The sequence below is a fragment of the Corynebacterium wankanglinii genome (assembly GCF_013601005.1).
Lineage (GTDB): Bacteria > Actinomycetota > Actinomycetes > Mycobacteriales > Mycobacteriaceae > Corynebacterium > Corynebacterium wankanglinii.
The window spans coordinates 433,952-455,611 of sequence record NZ_JABFED010000002.1 but is presented as its reverse complement, the minus strand read 5'-3'; the positions used below and the strand labels follow the sequence as shown (position 1 = coordinate 455,611).

The window sequence follows — 21,660 nt, the reverse complement described above, 5'->3', positions numbered from 1 at the left end:
GTCGGCCCGGGAGGAGACCCCGTTTTGCACAAAGCTGTCTAGAATTCCTCCACGGCAGCGTCGCCGAACAACCACGTCACTGCAATCGCGCCGGGGTCCGGCACGTCTTTCGCGCTTTCCCCGAGGTAGGAGGCCCGGCCCTTCGTCGCCTGCATGCCGCGGGTGGACTTCGCCCCCTCCACAGCGGGCCCAAACACGTGCTCCAGCACCTCGTCGACGCTGCCGCTGGCGTCCTTTGCGGCCTGTGCTGCGGGCGCGAGCGCGTCGATCAGTGTGTTGTCGCCCTCTTTCGCGCCGCCGAGTTCGGTAATCGCATCCACGCCGCGTTGCATGCCCTCCGCGAGCGCCTTCGCAAATGCCTCGCCGTCGCCCTCGCGAGAGTCGACACCCTCGAACGCGTCCGCCATCTCTCGGAAGAACGTGCCCAGTACCGCGCCCGAGGTCCCGCCCGCACGCACCAGCATCCGGTGGGCGAAGAAGTTCAGCACATCCGCATCCGTGCCGCGCACAGGCCTATCGACGTCACCAAAGGCCGCCTCCATATTCTGTCCAAAATCGCCGTCCCCGGCCTGGCGGTCCAGGGCGGTCAGGTCGTCGAACCTGCTGGCTAAGCGCTCCACGAACGCGGTCAGCCACGCGTTGTCCTCGCCTTCGTCGGGCTGGGTCACTTCGTCGACCATGCGCGCCTCGACGAATGCGGGGTCGACGACGGTGCCGGGCCAGGCGGGGGCGGACGTTTCGGCGTCGATAAGCTCGATCAGCTCGTCATCGAGGGCGGTCACCGTAATCGAGATGCCGGCCATGTTCAACGAGGTGACTAGCGATCCCCGCATGCCGCGACGCACGTTGAGTCCCCGGTCCGTGAGCTGCGTGAGGGCCTCGCCGAACACGAGGTCCTGCTCCAGCTGGCTCGTGCCGCCAAGCCCGTTGACGAAGAGCATGACATCGCCCGCAGGGTTGTCGAGGGCGGCCAGGATGGCGTCGAGCAACTCCTCAACCAGGGCAGCTGCGGTGGGAGTGTTCTGCGCGAGCTCCCGGCGCTCCACGCCCGGCTCGCCGTGAATGCCCACGCCCACCTCGATCTGGCCCGCGTCCAGGTCGAAGGTTGCCCGGTCGCTGGTGGGGGAGTGGCCTGGCTGGAGCGCCACGGCCATGCTGCGGGAGCGATCCGCGCACCGCTGAGCGACCGCCGCCACAGCCCGCAAATCGTCGCCCCGGGCTGCGGCAGCACCGGCAACCTTCTCCACAATCACGGTGGCCCCAGTGCCGCGGCGGCCCGGTGAATCGTCAGTGTCGATCTCCGTGGCCACGTCGTCGGCCACGAGCACCTGTGCCACCTCCACTTCAGCGTGGTTTGCGGCGACGGTGAAGTTCATGACGTCGCCGGTGTAGTTCTTCACCACCTGGACCACGCCGGCACCCCGGTCGGCCCACTCGGTGGCGGTACCGATCTGCACGGCGTTCGGAGAAGTGAACAACAGACCCGGGCACGCGGCGTCAAGCATGCCCTCGCCGACAAACCCAGCGTGCATCGGCTCGTGGCCCGACCCGCCGCCGGAGATGACGGCAACGCGGTGCGACCCTTTGGCGTCGTCAGGCGACAGCCCGATAAAACCCTCGTCGTGCCATTCGGCGCACGGGTGCGCGGCAACCAGCCCGCCGAGCGCCTCGCGCATGAAGTGGTCGGTGGAATTGCGGAACGATTTGAAAGTGTCGGCCATACTGTCACTGTAGGCGCGATACGAAAACCCCGGCACCGAAATGCGGTGCCGGGGTACGTGTTCTAGAGCTTAGACGTCGAGGTCAGCCTCGAAGTCGCCCTGCTCGATGCGGTCCTTGATGGTGGTGACGAAACGGCCAGCATCAGCACCGTCGATCAACTGGTGATCGTAGGTGAACGGCAGGTAGCACATCTGGCGGATGGCGATGGAGTCGATGCCGTCCTCGGTGACGATGACGGGGCGCTTCTCAATCGCGGCGGTACCCAGAATGCCTGCCTGCGGCGGGGTGAGCACCGGCGTATCCAGCAGTGCGCCCTCGGAGCCGATGTTGGTCACCGTGAAGGTCGCACCCGACAGGTCGTCCGGGCGCAGCTTCTTGTTGCGCGCGCGGTCCGCCAGGTCGGTGATCGCCTTCGCGATGTCGGCCAAGTTCATATCCTGCACCTTCTTGATCACCGGCACCAAGAGACCCTGCGGCGTATCCACGGCGATACCGATGTTCACGTCCTCGTGGTACGTGATCTCCTTCGCGTCAGCGTTGTAGGAAGCGTTGACGTTCGGGTGCGACACCAGCGCCTCGGCGGTGGCCTTGATGAAGAAGGCGAGGTAGGTGATGTTCGCACCATGCTTCTCCACGAACGCCGGCTTGACCTTCTTGCGCAGCTCGGCGACGCGGGTGACGTCCACCTCCTGCACGTGGGTCAGCTGCGCGGAGGTCTGCAGGGACTCCACCATCTTCGCGGCGGTGATCTCGCGGATGCGGTTCACGCGCTGGGTGGTGCCGATCAGCTCCGCCTTCGCCGGGTCCACGGACTTGGTGGACCAGTTGGCGCGAGCGCCCTTCGGTGCGTCCGCCTGCTCCTTCGTCGCAGCCGAAGAAGCGGCTGCGGTGCCCTCAGCCTTGCCGCCCTCTGCGGCCGCGAGGACATCCTGCTTGCGGATGCGGCCGCCGACACCGGTGCCTTCGATGGTGTTCAGGTCCACGCCGTGCTTGTCGGCGAGCTTACGCACCAGCGGGGTGACGTACGGGACGTTGTCGCCGTTGTTCACCTTCGCGGAGGCGTTCTTGGCGTCGGCCTTGTCCTCGGACTTCGCTTCCTTCTTCGGCTCCGACTTCTTCGGCGCCGGCTTCTCAGCCTTTTCCTCGGTCTGCTTCTCGGCCTTTTCTTCGGTCTTCTCCTCGGCCTCGGCCTCGGCCTCGTCGTCGGCATCGTCTGCCTCAGCAACTGCCTCAGCGTCGCCGATGATCACGATGACATCGCCGACCTCGACCGTGTCATCCTCCTCGGCCAGGATCTCCAGGATGGTGCCCTCGACCGGAGACGGGATTTCGGTGTCGACCTTGTCGGTGGAGACCTCGAGCAGCGGCTCGTCCACCTCAACCATGTCGCCGACGGACTTCAGCCAGGTGGTGATGGTGCCCTCGGTGACGGACTCGCCGAGCTCCGGCATCTCAACCTTGGTGCCCTCGCCGGAGCCCTTCTTGTTCTTGGAGGAGGACTTTTTGTCATCCTTCGTCGGCGCGTCCTCCGGGTTGTCGCCCTCGCCCTCGGCGGAGTTCTCCTCGGTGACCTTCTCGTCCTCGTCAGCGACGTTGTCCTCGGAGGAGCCGTCGTCGTCCGCGTCGTCGGAGGAAGCCGCGGCGTCAGCGTCACCGATGCGGGCGATCACATCGCCCACCTCGACGGTGTCATCTTCCTCCGCAAGGATCTCGATCAGGGTGCCGGCAACCGGAGACGGGATCTCGGTGTCGACCTTGTCGGTGGAGACCTCGAGCAGCGGCTCGTCCACCTCAACCTCGTCGCCGACTTCCTTCAGCCAGGTGGTGATGGTGCCTTCGGTGACGGACTCGCCGAGCTCCGGCATCTCCACGTCGGTGGCGTCGCCGGTGGCCTTCTTGGCGGGCTTCTTCTCCTCCTGCTTCGGAGCCTCCTCCTTGGCGTCCTCAGCCTCAGCCTCAGCCTCGTCGGCCTTGTCGTCCTCTTTGTCGGACTCGTTGCTGGAGGAGTCCGCTTCCTCTCCCTCGTCGCCGATGATGGCGATCACGTCGCCGATCTCGACCGTGTCGTCCTCATCGGCCTTGATTTCCAGGATTACGCCTGCGACTGGGGACGGGATCTCGGTGTCGACCTTGTCGGTGGAGACCTCGAGCAGCGGCTCGTCCACCTCGACAGTGTCGCCGACTTCCTTCAGCCACGTGGTGATCGTGCCTTCGGTGACCGATTCGCCCAGCTCGGGCATCTCAACTGAGTGCGCCATCTCTTAAAGTCTCCTCATCGAAACGTTGGAAGCTATACAGCCACAAAGCGTACCTGTAACGAGCCCCGCACGTTGCCCAAGGGGTGACCTTTTCTGCGGCGGGTGCACCGTATGATGTGGGGCGTGTTCAACCTTTTCGGCAAAGGCAAGAAGTCCACAACGTTTAAACCGCCCCGCGCGCCTGGGGAGACGATCCGTCCGGACGATGCGCAGTATCTGCGCGACTGGGTTGTGGGCCGTGCCTTTGTGGAGGGGTTTGTGGAGCCGGAGACGATGGTCAACGAGATGTCCGTCGTCCTCGTCGATGAGCAGGGCAATTACACCCGCCGTCGCATCGGCGGACCCAAGGGCATCGATCAGGTGGCGAACATGCTGGGCATCATGCTCTACGACGTCGAAGAGACGGGATACCCCGACCGTATGCGGAAGAAGATTGAACAGGAGCGGATTCTGCGCAAGCGGGAGGAGCAAAAAGAGCGCCGCGCCAAGTTCGAGCGGGGCGAAAACCCCTACAGCTAGCGAGCGCGCGCACGATCTGACATACCGGCTGCACCGCCCACCACAACGCCGCAGGTCAGCGAGGTATTGCTGGGCGCGCATGTCAAATCGTGCGCACCCCAAGCGCTACTGCTTATCGACGAGGCGCGTCACCGCCTCCACGATCGTCCGCACAGGCGCGCCAGTTGCCCGCTTCGGGGTGTAGCCGTAGGGGCTGCCGCCGTTCCAGGCGGGGCCGGCGACATCGATGTGGGCCCACTCCGTGTCCTCTGGCACGAAACGGGACAGATAAAGCCCGGCGAACAGCATGCCGCCGGTGCGCGCGTTATGGGTGTTGCGAATGTCGGCGATGGGGGACTTCAGCTCGTCCTCCTGCTCCTCCAGCAGCGGCATCGTCCAGGCTTGCTCGCCAACCTCGCGGCCGGACTCTGCGATGAGGTCGCGCAGTTCTTCCGAGCCCATCACGCCGGCGGTGCGGTTGCCCAGCGCCACCAGCTGCGCGCCGGTCAGCGTCGCGGTTTCGATGAGGTAGGCCGGGTTGTCCTCGCAGGCACGCGCGATGGCGTCGGCAAGCACGAGGCGGCCCTCCGCGTCGGTGTTGATGACCTCGCTGGTGATGCCGCCGTAGTGGGTGATCACATCGCCCGGGCGGGTGGCGGTGCCGGACGGCATGTTCTCGGCGAGTGGGAGCCAGGCGTCGATGCGCACGGGCAGTTCAAGTCGCGCAGCTGCGGCGATGGCGGCGAGCTGGGCCGCGGAGCCGCCCATGTCGGAGATCATGTCCTCCATGCCGGCACCGGGCTTCAGCGAAATGCCGCCAGTGTCGAAGGTGATGCCCTTGCCCACCAAGGCGACCGTTTTACCGGCGCCCGACGGCGCCCAGGTCAGGTGCACCAGGCGCGGCGGGCGGGAGGAACCGCAGCCGACAGCGAGGATGCCGCCGAAGCCTTGCTGCTCCAGCTGGGTTTCATCCAGCACCTCGATGTCCAGACCGGCGGCCTGCGCAACCTCGCCCATCACACTGGCGTAGCGCTCTGGGTAAAGGTAGTTCGCTGGGGTGTTGACCAGGTCGCGGGCCAGGTTCACGGACTCCGCCAGGACCACGGCGGAGTTGTACTCGGCCTCGTCGGCGCCGACGACGGTGACCTCGGTGGTTTGCGGGGTCTGGTCGTCCGCGTTGTCCTGGTCAAACACCTCCGCGCGGGACTTCAGGCCGGTGTAGACGTAGCCGCCCAGCAGCAGGCCCTCCACAATGGGGCCGACGCCGAACTCGGTGGAGATCGCGGCGCGTTCAACGTCGTTGAGCGTCCGAGCAGCGGACCCGGCGCCGCGGCGGACGGCCTCGTCGTCAACCTCCGAGGCATCACCGAGGCCGAACGTGATCACCAGAATGCCGTCGATAAGCAGACGCGTGACCTCACCCGCGGTGCCCTTCGCACCGACGGCAACCAGCGCCTCCAGCAACCCCTTCGGAGCGAGCGCCGTGACGGGAACCTCGATGCCGTCCTCGCCGCTGGCCACGGGGATGAGCAGGGCGGAGCCCTCGGGGGCGGCGGTGCCGGGGGTCGCGCGCACCGTGGTGCCGCGGGCGGGGAGGCTGACTTCAAAGGCCATAGGGAGTCCTTTCATCGTGCGGGCAGTTGCGCCCTCCGAGCCTAGTGAAGCGGGGAGTACCCTTAGCGCTATGGCTGAGATCGAATTCACAATCACCCCGACCGACAACCCCACCCCCGACGCCGAGCGCGCGAAGATCCTCGAGGACCCGGCGTTCGGCCAGCAGTTCACCGACCACATGGTCTCCATCGAATGGGACGAAGAAAACGGCTGGCACGACGCGCGGGTTCGGGCCTACGAGCAGATTTCGCTCGACCCGGCGTCGAACGTGTTCCACTACGGCCAGGCCATCTTCGAGGGGTTGAAGGCATACCGCCACACCGACGGCAGCATCACCGCCTTCCGTCCGGAGCAGAACGCCAAGCGCCTGCAGAACTCCGCGGAGCGCATGGCCATGCCGGAGCTGCCGGAGGAACTCTTCTTGGAGGCGGTGCGCCAGATCGTGGAGATTGACAAGGACTGGGTGCCCGAGGCCGGCGGGGAGGCGTCGCTCTACCTGCGCCCATTCATGATCGGCACCGAGAAGACGCTGGGTGTGAAGCCCTCGTCGAGCTACAGCTTCTACATCATCGCCTCGCCCGCCGGCGCGTACTTCGACGGCGGCGTGAAGCCGGTCAGCGTGTGGATCTCCGAGGACTACGTTCGCGCAGCCCCAGGCGGCACCGGCGATGCCAAGTTCGCCGGCAACTACGCCGCGTCCCTGCTCGCGCAGCAGCAGGCGGCGGAGAAGGGGTGCGATCAGGTGGTCTGGCTGGACGCGTGCGAGCGCATGTACATCGAGGAAATGGGCGGCATGAACCTCATGTTCGTTGAGGGCTCCGGCGACAGCGCCAAGATCATCACCCCGGAACTGACTGGCTCGCTGCTGCCGGGCATCACCCGCAAGTCGCTGCTCCAGGTCGCCGAGGACCTGGGCTACGCCACCGAGGAGCGCAAGATCACGGTGGATGAGTGGCGCACGGGAGCGCAGGACGGCACGATCACCGAGACCATGGCGTGCGGCACCGCGGCCGTGATCACCCCGGTAGGCACCGTGAAGTCCAAGGACGGCGAGTTCACGGTCAACAACAACGAGGCCGGAGAGATCACCATGGCCATGCGCGAGCGCCTGCGCGGCATCCAGACTGGCGAGGTGGAGGACACGCACGGCTGGAACACCGTCCTCATCGAGGGCTAGTCGCTTCTCGACGATCCTTCGGCCAGCACCTCGCCCGCAAGCTCCGCCGCGAGGTTGAGCTGCGGCAACGCGGCCAGGGCACCGGCGCCCTGGCCCGTTTTCATGTCCAGCGCCATCACCGGCTTGAGGTTTAGTGCCTCCAGGCACCCGGTGTGGGCCGGCTCGCTCGTTGCCTGCCCGGCGATGAGCCATTCTTTGGTGCCGGGCGCCAGCCGCTCGGCCACGTATGCGGCCATGGTGGGGTAGACCTCCCCGACGAGCACCGGCGTGCGCCGGGCGGCCGACTGGGCGATGAGCCCGACCAGGAAGGCGAAGTCCGGACCCGTCAGTTCCGCACACACCCGCGGTGTGTCGTCCCGGAAATTGCGCACCCGGAACATTGCGTCACGCACGGCGGCGGACTTGATCTTCCACACCTTGTCGTTGATGCCGGAGCCGCGACCGATCGCTTTGACCGGCTCGGTGCGGGTCAACGTGCCGTAGACGGCGGCGGCCACAGTGGTGTTGCCAACCCCGATATCCCCGGCGACGATGAGGTCAGCACCAGCGTCGATCTCGTTGTCCGCGACCTCCGCACCGGCCGCGAGGGCTGCTTCCCAGACCTCGGAGGACACCGCAGACTCCACATCGATGGCGCCGGTAGGAGCATCGAGATAGTCGCCGATGAGGCGAACACTCGCCCCTGCCACACGCGCTGCGGACTGGCCTGGGCCGCCGCCCGCGCGCAGTTCGTTGGCTTGTGCGGCGCCCGCGTCGGCAGTCCACGCGGATAGGCCGCGCTCAGCGATGCCGTGGTTTCCTGCCACGATTATCGCTCGCGCCCGGGAGAACGGCTTGGGCACGACCGTTCCTTGAACCGCCGCTATCCACGCAGCAAGGGAGCCAAGGCGCCCCAGCGCGAGACCGCTAGCGGACTCAGCCAGAGCGTCGGCCACGGCGTGCCTGTGAGATTGCGCTGGAGCTTCGACCGGCGGGAAGTGCATGATCTAGACCTTTGCCCCGACGGCGACGCGCGGCTTCGGGGTGCGCCAGTTGCGCGGTTGGGTGGCGCGGGAGAACGCATACATGCCCAGGCCGAAGCCAGTGTCGGCCTCCGGGAACTTCGCCCGGACCGCGCGGTTGGCGCGGTTGCCGATGATGAAGCCCTCGATGAAGATGGTCAGCATAAACAGCAGGCTTAGAAGAGACAGCACGGCGGACACCCGCGGCAACCAGGTGCCGATGAGCATGATCACCAGAAGCACCAGGGCGGCTGGCATGACGTAGTTGTTGAAGAAGCGCTTGGAATCCACCCAATCGCGCACGAAGCCGCGGACCTCGCCTCGGTCGCGTTCGGAGAGGTAGCGCTCGTCGCCGGCGTCAATGCGCGCCTGCATCTCGCGGTTGCGGGCGCGGTTTTCCTCCCGCACCTGCTTCTTGTGCGCCTTCCACTCCTCCTTGGACATGGTTTTCTTCAGCTCTTTTTCACGCTGACGAACCTGCGCCGGAGTGGCCGCGTTCGGGTCGCGCACCACGCCGCGCTTGATCTCTTGGTCGATGCGCTTGGGCGTTGGGCGGCCCTTTGGCGGGGTGTAGCCCTTGGGCAGCTTCGCCTCCGCCTGCTGGTTCGCCTCCGGCTTCGCGTCAGGCAGCTCGACCTTCGTCGAGCCGGTGCCAGCGGCCGCGTCGGCATCTTGCTCGGTTTTCTGCCAGGGAAGTTTCACGCCCATTAGGCTACAAGGCCAATTCGTCCGAGTGGAATAGACCGGCAGGGTGGCCGGTTGCACAGTCAGTAGCGAGTGGCGCGTAGCATGGGCGCACACTTGAACATCGAAGCTTGAAGTCGACGCACGAAGGAGACTGCAATGACTGCCCCCACCTCTACCACTGGCGTGAACCTGACCGAGGCCGCCGCGGCGAAGGCGAAAGCTCTGCTTGACCAGGAGGGGCGCAATGACCTCTCCCTGCGCATCGCCGTCCAGCCCGGCGGCTGCGCTGGCTTGCGCTACCAGCTCTACTTCGACGACCGCGACCTGGACGGCGACAAGGCCGACGAGGTCGGTGGCGTCCGTCTCGTCGTGGACAAGATGAGCGTGCCCTACCTGATGGGCGCCACGATCGACTTCGCGGACACCATCGAGCAGCAGGGGTTCACCATCGACAACCCGAATGCGGGCTCCGCTTGCGCCTGCGGCGACAGCTTCAACTAATCGCTCCTGCTTGAAGACGAAAGCTCCGCACCGGAACACGGTGCGGAGCTTTTTCGTGTGCTACCGGCAGCCATGCTCCTCGGCGAGCCACGCCAGCGCGTCTGCTTCACCGCCCTCGGTATCGGGACGAATGGGATCCTCCGCGAACGTTTCGCCGGTGCGGGCGCGATCCTTCGCAATGGTGAGCATCAGGTTGCTCCCGTCGGGAAAGTCGTAGACCATGTTGGCCGAGGCATAGCCGGCCGTCGGCGCACCGAAGCTGCGCGAGCGTTCCAAGCCGCGGAACGACAACATCGTCGCTTCGCCGGACGAGGCGGTGTTTTCGTCCACAAGCACAGCGGTAGGCGCGTCCCATTTGCCACCCGCGGTTTCCAGGGCGCTCCCTCCGCCGTTGACCGCGTTACCGCTGACGTTGACCGGCATCGAGCCGCTTGCTGTAACAAATTCGAGCACCTCCCCGTCCGGAAGTAGAGGTGAGAGACCTGCGAGCATTGGTCCCATATCGCCACCGTAGTTACCGCGCAGGTCCACGATAGCCCCACAAGCCCCATCATCCCGGGCTTGGATCAGGCCGCTGGTGAGGGTGTCCGCGTATGCCTGGATGTCAGCGTGACGGTCGATTCCAGGCACCGTTGCAACCGCGACGCCGTTTCTGACCGCCACTCTGGCGGCCTCCGTTTCAGCAACCTCGTCATCGTCGCCAGTGACCGGTGCGAACAGTTTGGAGTGCTTGCCTCCGGCGGCGTGTACCGCCTTGTCGAGTGCGGGACGGATGTCGTCGAGCGTCTCCGCGTGCTTCGCTTCCTCTCGAGCGGCCGCGCTGGCCTCCGCAAACTCCGCAGAGTCTGCGTAGATGCCCTGGTCGGCGAGGTCGAGCACCGTAGAGGTGTAGCGCTTCGGGGTGTCCGTGCCAAAGAACCGAGCGGTGCCGGTGTACATGGCGGTGACAGTGGGACCGTAAACGTACAAGACGGTAGCCGCTGCGAGAATGAGCGCAACTATCAGGCCGCCGACCGTGAGGAGAATCTTGCGTGCTTTTGACATGCATTTCATCCAACCGGCATGCGGGTCGCGGCACAACACCCCTGGCGCTACGTTTGAGGTAGTGCAGGCGCTACCTAGAGCTGGACCGGGTAGTCCTTGTGCTCGATCTGCGGGTCGATGCGGTGCTCGACAAAGATGCCGTGCCACACCATGAAGGCGAGCACCGTCCAGAGGCGGCGGGAGTGGTCGGACACGCCGTCGCGGTGCTCCTTGAGCATCTCAAGGACTTCGTCCTTGGCGAAGATGTCGTCGGTCTGGGACTCGCGGATGGTGTCTTGCGCCCACCCGAAGAGCTCATCGCCCGCCAGCCAGTGGCGCATGGGCACCGGGAAGCCCAGCTTCTTGCGGTGCAGCACGTGCGGGGGCACGATTTGCTCCATCGCCTTGCGCAGGGCGTACTTGGTGGTGCCGCCCGCGATCTTCTGGTCGTAGGGGATGGTCTGGGCGACCTCGAAGACTTCCTTATCCAGGAAAGGCACACGGAGCTCGAGCGAGTTCGCCATGTTCATCTTGTCGGCCTTGACCAGGATGTCGCCGCGCATCCAGGTGAACAGGTCCAGGTTCTGCATGCGCGCCACCGGGTCCATCTCGGTGGAGGCGGCGTAGATCGGTGCGGTGACCTCGCGGTGGTCCCATTCGCGTTTCGCCCACGGCAACACACGGTTGAGCTGCTCGAAGTTGAAGGAGCGGGCGTTTCCGTAGTAGCGGTCCTCAATGGGGGTGGTCCCGCGCTCGAGGAGGCTCTTGCCCTTCACACCGTCCGGCAGCACGCGGCTGAGGCGGTTCAGGCCCTTGTTTAGCGCGCTCGGCAGTTTCTCAAACGGGGCGAGCGAGAGCGGCTCCTTGTAGATGGTGTAGCCGCCGAACAGCTCGTCTGCGCCCTCGCCCGACAATACGACCTTGACGTGCTTGCGCGCTTCCTGTGCCACAAAGAAGAGCGGCACCAGTGAGGGATCCGCCACCGGGTCGTCCAGGTACCACATGATTTTCGGGATGGCGTCGGCGTACTCCTCGGGGGAGACGATCTTGACGATGTGCTCCACCCCGATGGCCTCTGCGGATTCGGCGGCCACATCTACTTCGGAATAGCCCTCGCGCTCGAAGCCGGTGGTGAAGGTGAGCAGGTTCGGATTGTGACGCTTGGCCAGGGCGGCGATAGCGGTGGAGTCAATGCCGCCGGAGAGGAAGGAACCGACGGTGACGTCGGCACGCATGTGCTTTTCCACGGAGTTCTCCAACGCGCGCGCGATGCGGTCGTAGAGGTCCTGCTCCTTGCCTTTCACTACCGGCTGCGGTGAGAAGTGGGGCTTGAAGTAGCGGTCGGAGTGAACCTCGCCGCCGGGCTTGAGGGTGACAGTGCAGCCGGATTCGACGCGGCGGATCTCCTTGTGCAGGCTCTCCGGCTCCGGCACGTACTGCAGGTCCACGTAGTGCTCGATCGCGCGTCGATCAAGTTCCAGGCCTAGACCCAATTCCGAGGCCATCTCCAGGATCGACTTCTTCTCTGAGGCGAACACCGTGCCCTTGCCGGTAGTGGCGTAGAACAACGGCTTGATGCCGAACTGGTCGCGCGCGGCGAACATCGTCTTTGTTTCGGTGTCCCAGATGACGAAGGCGAACATGCCCCGCAGGTGCTCGACCACGTTGGCGCCCCAGTGGTGGAAGCCGACTACGATCGGCTCGCCGTCGCCGCTGGTGTTGAAGGTGTAGCCCGCCGCGGTGAGTTCCTCGCGCAACTCGATGTAGTTGTAGATCTCCCCGTTGAAGGTCAGGGCGTAACGCTCCGGGTTGTTGGCCGGGCCCCAGCGCAGCGGCTGGTGGGAGTGTTCGATGTCGATGATGGCCAGGCGGTTGAAGCCGAATACGGCGTGATCGTCATTCCACGTGCCGGCCGCGTCGGGGCCGCGGTGGTACATGCACGGCAGGGCGCGCTCTACCGGTTGAACAAACTGGGCTGCGTTCGCGTCTGCAGAAAGCAGGGCAAGAAGGCCACACATACTGAAACCTCTCCGTATATATAGGTGCGCCGCGGTAGCGGCCAGAAGTCCCCTCAACAATAGGGTTTTGCTTGCCGTTTTCGTGAACCGGATGCGCCCAACTTTCGCCGTGCCCCATAAGGGGGCCAACTTATGGATGAAGTTTTAAGCCCAGGCGGCCGCGGGGCGAAGCTATTTCGTCGCTAAGCAGTTGCTTATCGACGTTCCTTCGGCCAGCGCCCTCACCCCCGTCACCAAGATTCCGACGGCCCAGACGAGATGAACTATTCTGGCCCCGTAGGAATGTTCTGTCACGAACATGGGCATTCAGTGTTTTTAGTGTGGACAGGAAGGCAGACACACGTGGATAAGGAAGTAAACCGCGGTTTCGCCAAGAAGGCCGGCGTCGCGGGCGCGCTCCTGCTGGGTGGCTTCGGGCTAGCCGGCTGTGACGTCGCCGCGCCGGAGGCGCTCGCAAACATCCTCGACATGGGCTGGCCGGACCCGGTCACTCCGGAGGGTACCCAGATGTACAACTTCTGGGTGTGGACTTGGCTTGCCGCCTGGATTATCGGCATCACCATGTGGGGCCTGTTCATTATGGCGATCGTCCGCTGGAACAGGAAGGCCCGCGCCAAGCAGGGGGCAGGGGAGTTCCCGAAGCAGCTGCAGTACAACGTTCCACTGGAGCTGGTCTTGACGGTCGTGCCGATCGTCATCGTCATGGTGCTGTTCTTCTTCACTGTGCAGGCGCAGACCCGCACCACCGCACTGGATAAGGACCCGAAGGTGACTGTCGACGTCACCGGCTACCAGTGGAACTGGAAGTTCGGTTACGCGGAGGTCGACGGCGAACTCACCGCGGACGGCCGGGATTACGACGGTCTGGACACCGAGCGACAGGCCCTGGCCGAGGACACCAAGTTCGACCCCGAGGATATGCACAACGCGAACCCGATTCACGGCACATCCATGGGCGACCTGTCCTACCTGAACTTCAACCAGATCGAGACCATCGGGTCCACCGAAGAGGTACCTGTGCTCGTCCTGCCCACCGACACCCCGATCGAGTTCCGTCTCGCTTCCGGTGACGTGAACCACGCGTTCTGGGTTCCGGAGTTCCTGTTCAAGCGCGATGTGTACGCACACCCGGAAAACAACCAGCAGCAGCGTGCGTTCCAGATCGAGCGCATTGAAGAAGAGGGCGCGTTCGTCGGCCGCTGTGCCGAGATGTGCGGTACCTACCACGCGATGATGAACTTCGAGGTGCGCGCTGTGACACCGGAGAAGTTCGAGCGGTACATCCAGTTCCGTCGCGATAACCCGGGCGCCGCTAACTCCGAGGCTCTGCGTTCCATCGGCGAGGAGCCGTACGCAACCTCCACCCGTCCGTTCGTCTCGGACCGCACCGGCACCCGCGACGGCAACAACACTGTCGACCCGAACGCGAACGTTTAAGAAAGAGAGAGCGAAGCCATGGGAACTGGATCAAAGGTTTTCTACGCCATCGGCACCTTCCTTGCTTTGATGGCCGTGTTCTACATCCTCGCTACCACCTGGATTGGTGAGGACGCATACCTCTTCGGCATCGAGTGGATCGGCTCGGTCGGCCTCGTGCTTGCCACCGTGTTCTCGTTCATGCTCGGCGGTTACCTCGACATCACGGAACGCCGCATGGACATTGTTCCGGAGGACTGGGAAGAGGCGGAGATCGAGGATGGCGCTGGCGTGCTCGGTTTCTTCTCCCCGAGCTCCATTTGGCCGTTCGCAATGGCGATGGCCATTTGCATCCTCGGCCTGGGCATCGCCTTCTGGCAGCTGTGGCTGCTGGCTATCGGTGCAGTTTGCCTCATCGGCACCACCACGATGCTGAGCTTGCAGTACGGTATTCCGCGCGAGAAGCACTAACCGCCGACGTATTCACCCCCGCCGCGATCCCCGCGGCGGGGGTGTTCTTTTGTCTTCGATCATCCGAAAGTTTGTCCCCTGTTGGAGCCCGCCGGTTCGCCCTACAGGTGTGAGATCCAGCACATCTAGGAACTGGCGCGTGTTCGCGGAGTCCACGGAAAAAGTGGGGGGTGGCGAGAGGGGATAAGTCAACCCGTGGTGAAGGGGCCCGGTGACCAGCAGTGTTCTGGTCGTATTTCAGATGAAAAAGTTCCCGCGTGAGCTGAAAAAATTTTTCCGAGTTGCCAAGAGGCAAGAACTTGCTGGCTGGGCGCGCACTCACAGCAAAATTACGGGGGTGAGTGAGATGAATATCAGGCCGAGATAGGGGATAATCTCACCCGTGACGACCGCAATGACAAACCAAGATATGGCGACGCCGCAGAATCGCGTCCCAGCGCTGAACCGTCCGAACATGGTCAGCGTGGGCACGATCGCGTTCCTCGCCCAAGAGCTCATGTTCTTCGCCGGTTTGTTCGCGATGTACTTCACGTCGCGCGCAAACGGCCTCGCCGCAGGTGACTGGAGCAACCAGACGGACCACCTCAACGTCCTGTTCGGCGCAATCATCACTGTCGTGCTGATTGCTTCCTCCTTCACCTCCCAATTCGGTGTCTTCGCCGCAGAGAGGGGTGACGTATTCGGCCTGCGCAAGTGGTTCACCGTGACCGTGGTGCTGGGCGTTATCTTCCTCGGCCTCGTGGCATTCGAGTGGACCGAAATGGTGTCGGCGGGTGTTACTCCGCAATCCAGTGTGTACGGCTCGGTGTTCTACATCATCACCGGCTTCCACATGGCTCACGTGACCGCCGGCATCATTGCCTTCATCATCGTCTTGATGCGCGTGGCCAAGTCGAAGTTCACACCGGCGCAGGCAACCGCCGCAATGGCCGTTTCCTACTACTGGCACTTCGTCGACGCCATCTGGGTCGGCGTGTTCATCACTCTCTACCTGGTGCAGTAGCTCAGACGAGCTGCAACCGTACGAGGCAAATTCTGAAAAGTCGCTAAGGGAACACAATGGAAAACTCACCCAAGAAGAAGCGCCAGGGACGCAAGACGCAGCGCACGCTCGCTGGCGCCGCAGCCCTGACGCTGGGGTTGACGGGTGCGGGCCTGCTCGCGTCCGCCCTGACCCCGAATACGCAGGTGGCAACCGCAGCCCGCGATGATCAGGCGATGATCCAGGAGGGCAAGGACCTCTACGACGTCGCCTGCATCACCTGCCATGGCGCTAACCTCCAGGGCGTCGAAGATCGCGGTCCGTCGCTGATCGGTACCGGCGAGGGCGCCGTGTACTTCCAGGTCAACTCTGGCCGCATGCCGATGATGTCCAACGACGCACAGGCTGAGCGCAAGCGTCCGCGTTACACCGAGGAGCAGGCACTGGCCCTCGCGGCTTACGTCGCTGCCAACGGCGGCGGCCCGGAGCTCGTCTACAACCCCGACGGCTCCCTCGCAAAAGAGGAACTGCGCGGCAAGGACTTTGACGGCCAAATCCAGGCCGGCGACGTCGCCCGCGGCGGCGAACTGTTCCGCCTGAACTGCGCGTCCTGCCACAGCTTCACCGGTCGTGGTGGCGCGCTGTCCTCCGGCAAGTACGCGCCTGAGCTGGATCCCGCCAACGAGCAGGAGATCTACCAGGCCATGCTCACCGGCCCGCAGAACATGCCGAAATTCTCCGACCGCCAGCTGTCGGCTGACGAGAAGAAGGACATCATCGCCTTCATCAAGTCCACCAAGGAAACTCCGTCCCCGGGTGGCTACGCACTCGGCGGCCTCGGACCGGTTTCTGAAGGTATGGCGATGTGGATCATCGGCGTGACCTTGGTCGCTGCCGCTGCTATGTGGATTGGATCTCGCTCATGAGTGAAGTGAATAAGAAATACACGGTGGAGGAGCTCGACCGCATGAACAATGCGGAGCTGGCAGCTCTCGGTACCGAGCTCGACGACGTCACCGTCGCGTACCGCAAGGAGCGCTTTCCGGTCGAGGGTGACCCGCGGGAGAAATCCGCGGCAACCGGCATCGGCATCTGGCTGACTATTTCGGTGCTCAGCGCACTGGCGTTTTTGGGCGTCTACCTGTTCTGGCCGTGGCAGCCAAAGTTCCATGGCGACGACGGCCTCTGGGTCTACACCCTGTACACGCCGTTGCTCGGCCTTACCGCGGGTTTGGCATTCTGCGCCCTCGGCGTGTCAATCATCCAGTACGTGAAGAAGTTCGTCCCGGAGGAGATCGCTGTACAGCGCCGCCACGACGGCCGCTCGAGCGAGCTGGATCGCCGGACTACGACCGCGTTGCTGAATGACGCTTGGGAGACGTCGACCCTTGGTCGTCGTAAAGCATTGAAGGGCCTGCTCGGCACCGCTGGTGTGCTCGCTGGCCTGATGGTCATCGCGCCGCTTGGTGGCATGATTAAGAACCCGTGGAAAGTCCGCCACGAACTGGACTACCACGGCGACGGCACGCTGTGGACTCATGGCTGGACCATCCAGGACAAGGGCGTGAAGGTCTACCTCGGCCGCGACACCGGCGCCATCGCTGAGCTGCACGAGGGCGAGGCTGGCTCCCACTACACCACGGCGGGTGTTTCCCGCTTGGTGCGTATGCGCCCGGAGGACCTGGCTGCTGCAGCGATGGAGACGGTTTTCCCGCTGTACCCGGACGACGTCAACGACGGTGCGGAATACGACCCGACCCGCGATGTCTACGAGCACCACATGCACTCCATCCACGGTCCCCGCAACCCGGTCATGCTGATCCGCCTGCGCTCGCAGGACGCGGAGAAGGCGATCGAGCGCGAGGGCCAGGAAGACTTCCACTACGGCGACTACTACGCCTACTCCAAGATCTGCACGCACATCGGTTGCCCGACCTCGCTCTACGAGGCTCAAACCAACCGCATCCTGTGCCCGTGCCACCAGTCGCAGTTCGACGCTCTGCAGTACGGCAAGCCGGTCTTCGGGCCGGCGGCCCGTGCACTGCCGCAGCTTCCTGTGACTGTTGACGAAGACGGTTACCTCATCGCCAACGGGAACTTCATCGAGCCCGTCGGCCCGGCATTCTGGGAGCGTCAGTCCTAATGAGCACTAAACTTGATCAAGTCGCGGACAACGTTGATTCGCGCTACACCATTTCGGGCGTCCTTCGCCCGCAGCTGAACAAGGTCTTTCCGACCCACTGGTCATTCATGCTCGGTGAGATGGCGCTGTACAGCTTCATCATCCTGCTGCTGACCGGTATTTACCTGGCACTGTTCTTCGACCCGTCCATCACCAAGGTGATCTACGACGGTGCGTACCTCCCGCTCAACGGCGTCGAGATGTCTCGTGCCTACGCCACTGCGTTGGATATCTCCTTCGACGTCCGTGGCGGCCTCTTTGTCCGCCAGATGCACCACTGGGCCGCACTGATGTTCATGATGGCGATGTTCGCCCACATGATGCGTGTGTTCTTCACCGGTGCGTTCCGTCGTCCGCGTGAGGCGAACTGGCTCATCGGCGTCACCCTCGTGCTGCTGGGCATGATCGAGGGCTTCATGGGTTACTCCTTGCCGGACGACCTGCTCTCCGGCGTCGGCCTGCGAATCATGTCCGCCATCATCCTGGGGTTGCCGATCATCGGTACCTGGATCCACTGGGCTATCTTCGGCGGCGACTTCCCGTCCGATCTGATGCTGGACCGCTTCTACATCCTCCACGTGCTGATCCTGCCGGGCATCATCCTCGCCCTGGTCGCGGCTCACCTTGCACTCGTCTGGTTCCAGAAGCACACCCAGTTCCCGGGCCCGGGCCGTACGGAGAACAACGTTGTCGGTGTCCGCATTCTTCCGGTGTTTGCGACTGAGGCAATTGGCTACATGATGGTCGTCTTCGCTGTGCTCGCCGGTATGGCTGGTCTGACTTCCATCAACTCCATCTGGAACCTTGGCCCCTATAACCCGTCGCAGGTTTCCGCTGGTTCCCAGCCTGATATTTACATGCTGTGGACGGACGGCGCCGCCCGTGTCATGCCGGCGTGGGAGCTCTACCTCGGGAACTACACCATCCCTGGTGCGTTCTGGGTGGCGCTGCTGTGTGGCTTGATGGTCGTGCTGCTGATCAGCTACCCGTTTATCGAGCAGAAGGTGACCGGCGACACCGCCCACCACAACCTGCTGCAGCGTCCGCGTGACGTTCCGGTACGCACTGGTGTTGGCGTCATGGGCCTGACGTTCTTCCTGCTGCTAACTCTCTCCGGTGGTAACGACCACGTGGCTCACTTCTTCCAGATCTCGCTGAACGCGATGACTTGGGTTGGCCGTATCGGCCTGATCGTGCTGCCGCCGTTGGCGTTCTTCATCACGTACCGCCTCTGCATCGGCCTGCAGCGCTCCGACCGTGAGGTGCTGGAGCACGGTATCGAGACCGGCATTATCAAGCGCCTGCCTAACGGTGCGTTCGTGGAGATCCACCAGCCGCTCGGCCCTGTGGATGACCACGGTCACCCGGTGCCGCTGGAGTACGCAGGTGCCCGCGTTCCGAAGCAGATGAACCAGCTCGGCTTTGCGGACTCCGATACCATCGGCAAGTTCTCGCCGGCTGAGCTTGGCGTCACCGAGCGCGTGCGAGATGCGGAGGAGCAGAACCACCACGAGGCTGTTGAGACGCTGCGCGCGCTCGAGGCCACGAAGGATCGCTCTGACCGCGACGCAACCCACAACAGCGCCGAGTAGTTCTCTCGTCCCGCGAGAGCGGCCCCGGCTGCTCAACCCCCTCACCCGCCAGTGGGTGAGGGGGTTTCGCATTGTTACAGAGCGGTAAACAAGCCTGTGTGATGAAGCGCACAGAGCGAATTTATGTGTGGTTGTATCTAAAACTGGCGGCCCATTTGCCGTTGGGCATTCTGGAGCTAATTTTCCAGTTCAGGACGTATATCTGTAGCCGCTGGACACGTATTTAGGGGCGCAGTTCTTGAGGGCGAGCGTGTCCGAGAGTGGTGGATTTCTCTTGATAACGGTTGTGTAACGGCGTGGCGGGTGGACAGCCTTGTTGCCGTTTCGTAACCTGATCGAGACATTGCGACAACAGCCGTTGGCAGCATGTACCGAAAAGAACATATGAGCCGTTACCCGAAACGGTGTTTCGCACCCGCGGATCGCTGAAACGGGGACTGGGGAACCACAGTGGGGCCAAAACTCCCGTGGGGCGCAGGGCCTTTTCTCAACACCCCGCCCGACAGCTAACCCGGTTGGCGAAGAGAAGATATGGAGAAAACTATCGTGGCAAAGCACCGTCGCCAGGAAAACACCGCAGCGCGCGCAGCAGCGGCAACCGCCGCAATCGCCGCAGGCGCTGCACTGGTAGCGCCGGCAGCCGCCTCCGCAGCTGAGGTTCGTGTTCCCAACACACCGGTTTCCGTTCAGGTTCCGGGTATCGAAAACGTTCCGGGAATCGCCGACATCCCGGGCATTGAGGCTTGGATCCCCTCCGTGGCGGGTCAGTCCGCTGGCGGCAACATTCAGAACGCTATCGCCACTGTGAAGGCGATGCCGGGTGTGGCCAACGTCCCGGGATTTAGCCAGTTCCTGGCTAACGTGGAGCAGCAGGTGCGCCCGGCTGCGCCGGCCCCGGTCCAGCAGACCTACGCCGCACCGGTCCAGGCGCCTGCCCCGGCTCCGCAGCCCTCCATTGGCGAGCGCATCGTGTCTATCGCGCAGTCCAAGGTTGGCTCCCCGTACGTGTACGGCGCCGCAGGCCCGAACGCTTTCGACTGCTCCGGTTTCACCTCTTGGGTGTACGCCCAGGTTGGCAAGTCCATTCCCCGCACCTCTCAGGCGCAGGCATCCGCCGGCCAGCAGGTTGCTCTCAGTGACATTCAGCCGGGGGACATCGTCGTCTACTACGGCGGCGCCTCCCACGTCGCTATTTACGCTGGTAACGGCCAGATCATCGACGCGCTGAACTCTGGTATCCCGGTGGGCTACCGTAGCCTGAACATGATGCCGATCCACTCCGTGGTTCGCTTCTAAGTTCTGAAGGCTCAGTGCCCCGCTTCGTCTCGGCGATGCGGGGCAATTCTTTTTTGGCGCTTAACCCGTAATCCTCAGTATTCACACAAATCACAGCTCGGGCATTTTGCTTGGCGACGGTCTCCGCAGCAGCTATAGTTTGTTCGTTCTTTCCCGTATCTGAAGGGGTTTCCAAGTGGGCAAGCACTCGATCCGCTCCAACCGCTCCCGTGTCATCGCTGCCGCGATGGCGGGTGGCGTGACAACCTCGGCCGTCATCTTCTCTCCGCTGGCACAGGCCGACGATGTAGACGCGTTGATCGACGAGATGGAGTCAGTTTCGCACGAAGCTACCGCGAAAGCTGAAGAGATTAAAGGTCTGGAGGATCAGATCTCGGACTCCGAGGCGAAGCTGCGCTCGGCCAATGCCCGCGCGGCAGATGCGAAGGCCCAGTTGGACACGCTGCGCGGCGTCAGCGACGCGCAGCGGAAAAACGTCGGCGACATCGCCCAGTCCCGATACCGCATGCCTCAATCGGAAGCGCTGCTGACCACGCTGGATTCCGGTACCCCGCAGGAAGCGATCGACCGCTCCGCGTACCTCGCAGCCCTCGGGCGCAACTCCCAGCGCGCGCTGACTGAGCTGGAAGATGCGAACCGAGTTGCGGCTGATCGCGCCACGACGGCGAACATCGCGGTGGCGGAGGCCCAGCACGCCCGAAATGAGCTCGACGGCAAGCGCAGGAAACTGGAGAAGGAGCGCGGGGAATTAGATCGCCGCGTGGCCGATATTGAGCGCCGGGTGGATAGCTTGAATGAGGCGGACCGGCAGCGCTGGGTGACCAAAGATCACCCCGTGGATACGGCCTCCCTGCCGGGAGTAGATTCCGGAATTGTGGCAGCTGCATTGGCGCAGCTGGGTAAACCTTACGGCTGGGGCTCAGCTGGCCCGGACGCATTTGACTGCTCGGGTCTGATGGTGTGGGCGTATGCGCAGAACGGTATCGGCATTCCGCGCACGTCGCAGGCGCAGCTCGCGGGCGGCACCCCGGTGTCCCTGGACGCCCTCCAGCCCGGAGACATCATTGGCTATTACCCCGGGGTCACGCACGTGGGCATGTACATCGGCGACGGGATGGTGGTCCACTCGTCGGACTACGGCATTCCGGTTCAGGTGGTGCCGCTGACGTCGATGCCGATTCAGGGTGCTGTGCGCTATTAGGACGCTCCTTGTCACCAACGA

The 21,660-nt window shown here is 63.8% G+C and carries 18 protein-coding genes and 1 riboswitch; of the genes, 11 read left to right on the top strand and 7 right to left on the bottom strand.

Annotated elements, in window-relative coordinates:
• Positions 1 to 38: 38 nt before the first annotated feature.
• Positions 39 to 1,721, bottom strand: coding sequence for a dihydroxyacetone kinase family protein (locus tag HMA55_RS05155; RefSeq protein ID WP_181191984.1), 1,683 nt, complete (start codon positions 1,719 to 1,721; stop codon positions 39 to 41).
• Between the two features lie 69 nt (positions 1,722 to 1,790).
• Positions 1,791 to 3,980, bottom strand: a complete 2,190-nt coding sequence (gene sucB, locus HMA55_RS05150) for a 2-oxoglutarate dehydrogenase, E2 component, dihydrolipoamide succinyltransferase (protein ID WP_181191983.1) — start codon at positions 3,978 to 3,980, stop codon at positions 1,791 to 1,793.
• A gap of 123 nt (positions 3,981 to 4,103) precedes the next feature.
• Here sucB and HMA55_RS05145 point away from each other — a divergent pair, with 123 nt between their 5' ends.
• Positions 4,104 to 4,499, top strand: a complete 396-nt coding sequence (locus HMA55_RS05145; protein WP_181191982.1) for an oxidoreductase — start codon at positions 4,104 to 4,106, stop codon at positions 4,497 to 4,499.
• A gap of 105 nt (positions 4,500 to 4,604) precedes the next feature.
• Here the strand turns inward: HMA55_RS05145 and HMA55_RS05140 are convergent, their stop codons facing one another.
• Positions 4,605 to 6,092 carry a leucyl aminopeptidase gene (locus tag HMA55_RS05140; RefSeq protein WP_181191981.1) on the bottom strand — a complete coding sequence of 496 codons (1,488 nt, stop codon included), beginning with the start codon at positions 6,090 to 6,092 and terminating at the stop codon, positions 4,605 to 4,607.
• 70 nt (positions 6,093 to 6,162) lie between these two features.
• Between HMA55_RS05140 and HMA55_RS05135 the strand changes: the two genes are divergently transcribed.
• On the top strand, positions 6,163 to 7,269 hold the full coding sequence (locus tag HMA55_RS05135) for a branched-chain amino acid aminotransferase (protein WP_181191980.1): 1,107 nt from the start codon (positions 6,163 to 6,165) through the stop codon (positions 7,267 to 7,269).
• Here the strand turns inward: HMA55_RS05135 and HMA55_RS05130 are convergent.
• Positions 7,266 to 8,252, bottom strand: coding sequence for a nicotinate-nucleotide--dimethylbenzimidazole phosphoribosyltransferase (locus HMA55_RS05130; protein ID WP_181191979.1), 987 nt, complete (start codon positions 8,250 to 8,252; stop codon positions 7,266 to 7,268). The two genes, HMA55_RS05135 and HMA55_RS05130, sit on opposite strands and share 4 nt — an antisense overlap.
• A 3-nt stretch (positions 8,253 to 8,255) precedes the next feature.
• Complete coding sequence (locus HMA55_RS05125; protein ID WP_181191978.1) at positions 8,256 to 8,972, bottom strand: DUF3043 domain-containing protein; 717 nt, start codon at positions 8,970 to 8,972, stop codon at positions 8,256 to 8,258.
• Positions 8,973 to 9,113: 141 nt separating this feature from the next.
• Between HMA55_RS05125 and HMA55_RS05120 the strand changes: the two genes are divergently transcribed.
• Positions 9,114 to 9,458 (top strand): HesB/IscA family protein, encoded by a 345-nt coding sequence (locus HMA55_RS05120; protein WP_034998489.1) that lies wholly within the window; start codon positions 9,114 to 9,116, stop codon positions 9,456 to 9,458.
• A gap of 60 nt (positions 9,459 to 9,518) precedes the next feature.
• On the opposite strand, the gene HMA55_RS05115 is transcribed toward HMA55_RS05120, so the two are convergent.
• Positions 9,519 to 10,502 (bottom strand): S41 family peptidase, encoded by a 984-nt coding sequence (locus HMA55_RS05115; RefSeq protein ID WP_181191977.1) that lies wholly within the window; start codon positions 10,500 to 10,502, stop codon positions 9,519 to 9,521.
• Positions 10,503 to 10,576: 74 nt separating this feature from the next.
• Positions 10,577 to 12,499: an asparagine synthase (glutamine-hydrolyzing) gene (gene asnB, locus HMA55_RS05110; RefSeq protein ID WP_181191976.1), complete on the bottom strand. Its 1,923-nt coding sequence runs from the start codon at positions 12,497 to 12,499 to the stop codon at positions 10,577 to 10,579.
• A gap of 342 nt (positions 12,500 to 12,841) precedes the next feature.
• Here asnB and ctaC point away from each other — a divergent pair, with 342 nt between their 5' ends.
• The 8 genes from ctaC (at position 12,842) to HMA55_RS05070 (ending at position 21,639) form a co-directional block, all read left to right on the top strand.
• Positions 12,842 to 13,936, top strand: coding sequence for an aa3-type cytochrome oxidase subunit II (gene ctaC / locus HMA55_RS05105; RefSeq protein WP_181191975.1), 1,095 nt, complete (start codon positions 12,842 to 12,844; stop codon positions 13,934 to 13,936).
• An 18-nt stretch (positions 13,937 to 13,954) separates the two neighbouring features.
• On the top strand, positions 13,955 to 14,386 hold the full coding sequence (gene ctaF / locus HMA55_RS05100) for an aa3-type cytochrome oxidase subunit IV (RefSeq protein ID WP_181191974.1): 432 nt from the start codon (positions 13,955 to 13,957) through the stop codon (positions 14,384 to 14,386).
• Between the two features lie 382 nt (positions 14,387 to 14,768).
• A complete protein-coding gene (gene ctaE / locus HMA55_RS05095) occupies positions 14,769 to 15,389 on the top strand; it encodes an aa3-type cytochrome oxidase subunit III (protein WP_181191973.1) in 621 nt (206 codons plus the stop codon).
• 56 nt (positions 15,390 to 15,445) lie between these two features.
• The gene (qcrC, locus tag HMA55_RS05090; protein WP_181191972.1) at positions 15,446 to 16,294 is read left to right on the top strand and encodes a cytochrome bc1 complex diheme cytochrome c subunit; all 849 of its coding nucleotides are present in this window, start codon (positions 15,446 to 15,448) and stop codon (positions 16,292 to 16,294) included.
• Complete coding sequence (qcrA, locus tag HMA55_RS05085) at positions 16,291 to 17,511, top strand: cytochrome bc1 complex Rieske iron-sulfur subunit (protein ID WP_181191971.1); 1,221 nt, start codon at positions 16,291 to 16,293, stop codon at positions 17,509 to 17,511. Before qcrC ends, qcrA begins: the two co-directional genes overlap by 4 nt.
• Complete coding sequence (qcrB, locus tag HMA55_RS05080; RefSeq protein WP_181191970.1) at positions 17,511 to 19,142, top strand: cytochrome bc1 complex cytochrome b subunit; 1,632 nt, start codon at positions 17,511 to 17,513, stop codon at positions 19,140 to 19,142. The genes qcrA and qcrB overlap by 1 nt, the downstream gene beginning before the upstream one ends.
• A 406-nt stretch (positions 19,143 to 19,548) precedes the next feature.
• Positions 19,549 to 19,678, top strand: a riboswitch (cyclic di-AMP (ydaO/yuaA leader).
• Between the two features lie 10 nt (positions 19,679 to 19,688).
• Positions 19,689 to 20,438: a C40 family peptidase gene (locus tag HMA55_RS05075; RefSeq protein ID WP_407925755.1), complete on the top strand. Its 750-nt coding sequence runs from the start codon at positions 19,689 to 19,691 to the stop codon at positions 20,436 to 20,438.
• 175 nt (positions 20,439 to 20,613) lie between these two features.
• Complete coding sequence (locus HMA55_RS05070; protein WP_374680591.1) at positions 20,614 to 21,639, top strand: C40 family peptidase; 1,026 nt, start codon at positions 20,614 to 20,616, stop codon at positions 21,637 to 21,639.
• Positions 21,640 to 21,660 lie beyond the last annotated feature (21 nt).

Excerpts from the sequence above, each read along its gene's own strand:
- HMA55_RS05155 (WP_181191984.1), bottom strand. The coding sequence starts at position 1,721 with ATGGCCGACACTTTCAAATCGTTCCGCAATTCCACCGACCACTTCATG.
- sucB (WP_181191983.1), bottom strand. The coding sequence starts at position 3,980 with ATGGCGCACTCAGTTGAGATGCCCGAGCTGGGCGAATCGGTCACCGAA.
- HMA55_RS05140 (WP_181191981.1), bottom strand. The coding sequence starts at position 6,092 with ATGGCCTTTGAAGTCAGCCTCCCCGCCCGCGGCACCACGGTGCGCGCG.
- HMA55_RS05135 (WP_181191980.1), top strand. The coding sequence starts at position 6,163 with ATGGCTGAGATCGAATTCACAATCACCCCGACCGACAACCCCACCCCC.
- HMA55_RS05130 (WP_181191979.1), bottom strand. The coding sequence starts at position 8,252 with ATGCACTTCCCGCCGGTCGAAGCTCCAGCGCAATCTCACAGGCACGCC.
- HMA55_RS05120 (WP_034998489.1), top strand. The coding sequence starts at position 9,114 with ATGACTGCCCCCACCTCTACCACTGGCGTGAACCTGACCGAGGCCGCC.
- HMA55_RS05115 (WP_181191977.1), bottom strand. The coding sequence starts at position 10,502 with ATGTCAAAAGCACGCAAGATTCTCCTCACGGTCGGCGGCCTGATAGTT.
- asnB (WP_181191976.1), bottom strand. The coding sequence starts at position 12,499 with ATGTGTGGCCTTCTTGCCCTGCTTTCTGCAGACGCGAACGCAGCCCAG.
- ctaF (WP_181191974.1), top strand. The coding sequence starts at position 13,955 with ATGGGAACTGGATCAAAGGTTTTCTACGCCATCGGCACCTTCCTTGCT.
- qcrC (WP_181191972.1), top strand. The coding sequence starts at position 15,446 with ATGGAAAACTCACCCAAGAAGAAGCGCCAGGGACGCAAGACGCAGCGC.
- qcrA (WP_181191971.1), top strand. The coding sequence starts at position 16,291 with ATGAGTGAAGTGAATAAGAAATACACGGTGGAGGAGCTCGACCGCATG.
- qcrB (WP_181191970.1), top strand. The coding sequence starts at position 17,511 with ATGAGCACTAAACTTGATCAAGTCGCGGACAACGTTGATTCGCGCTAC.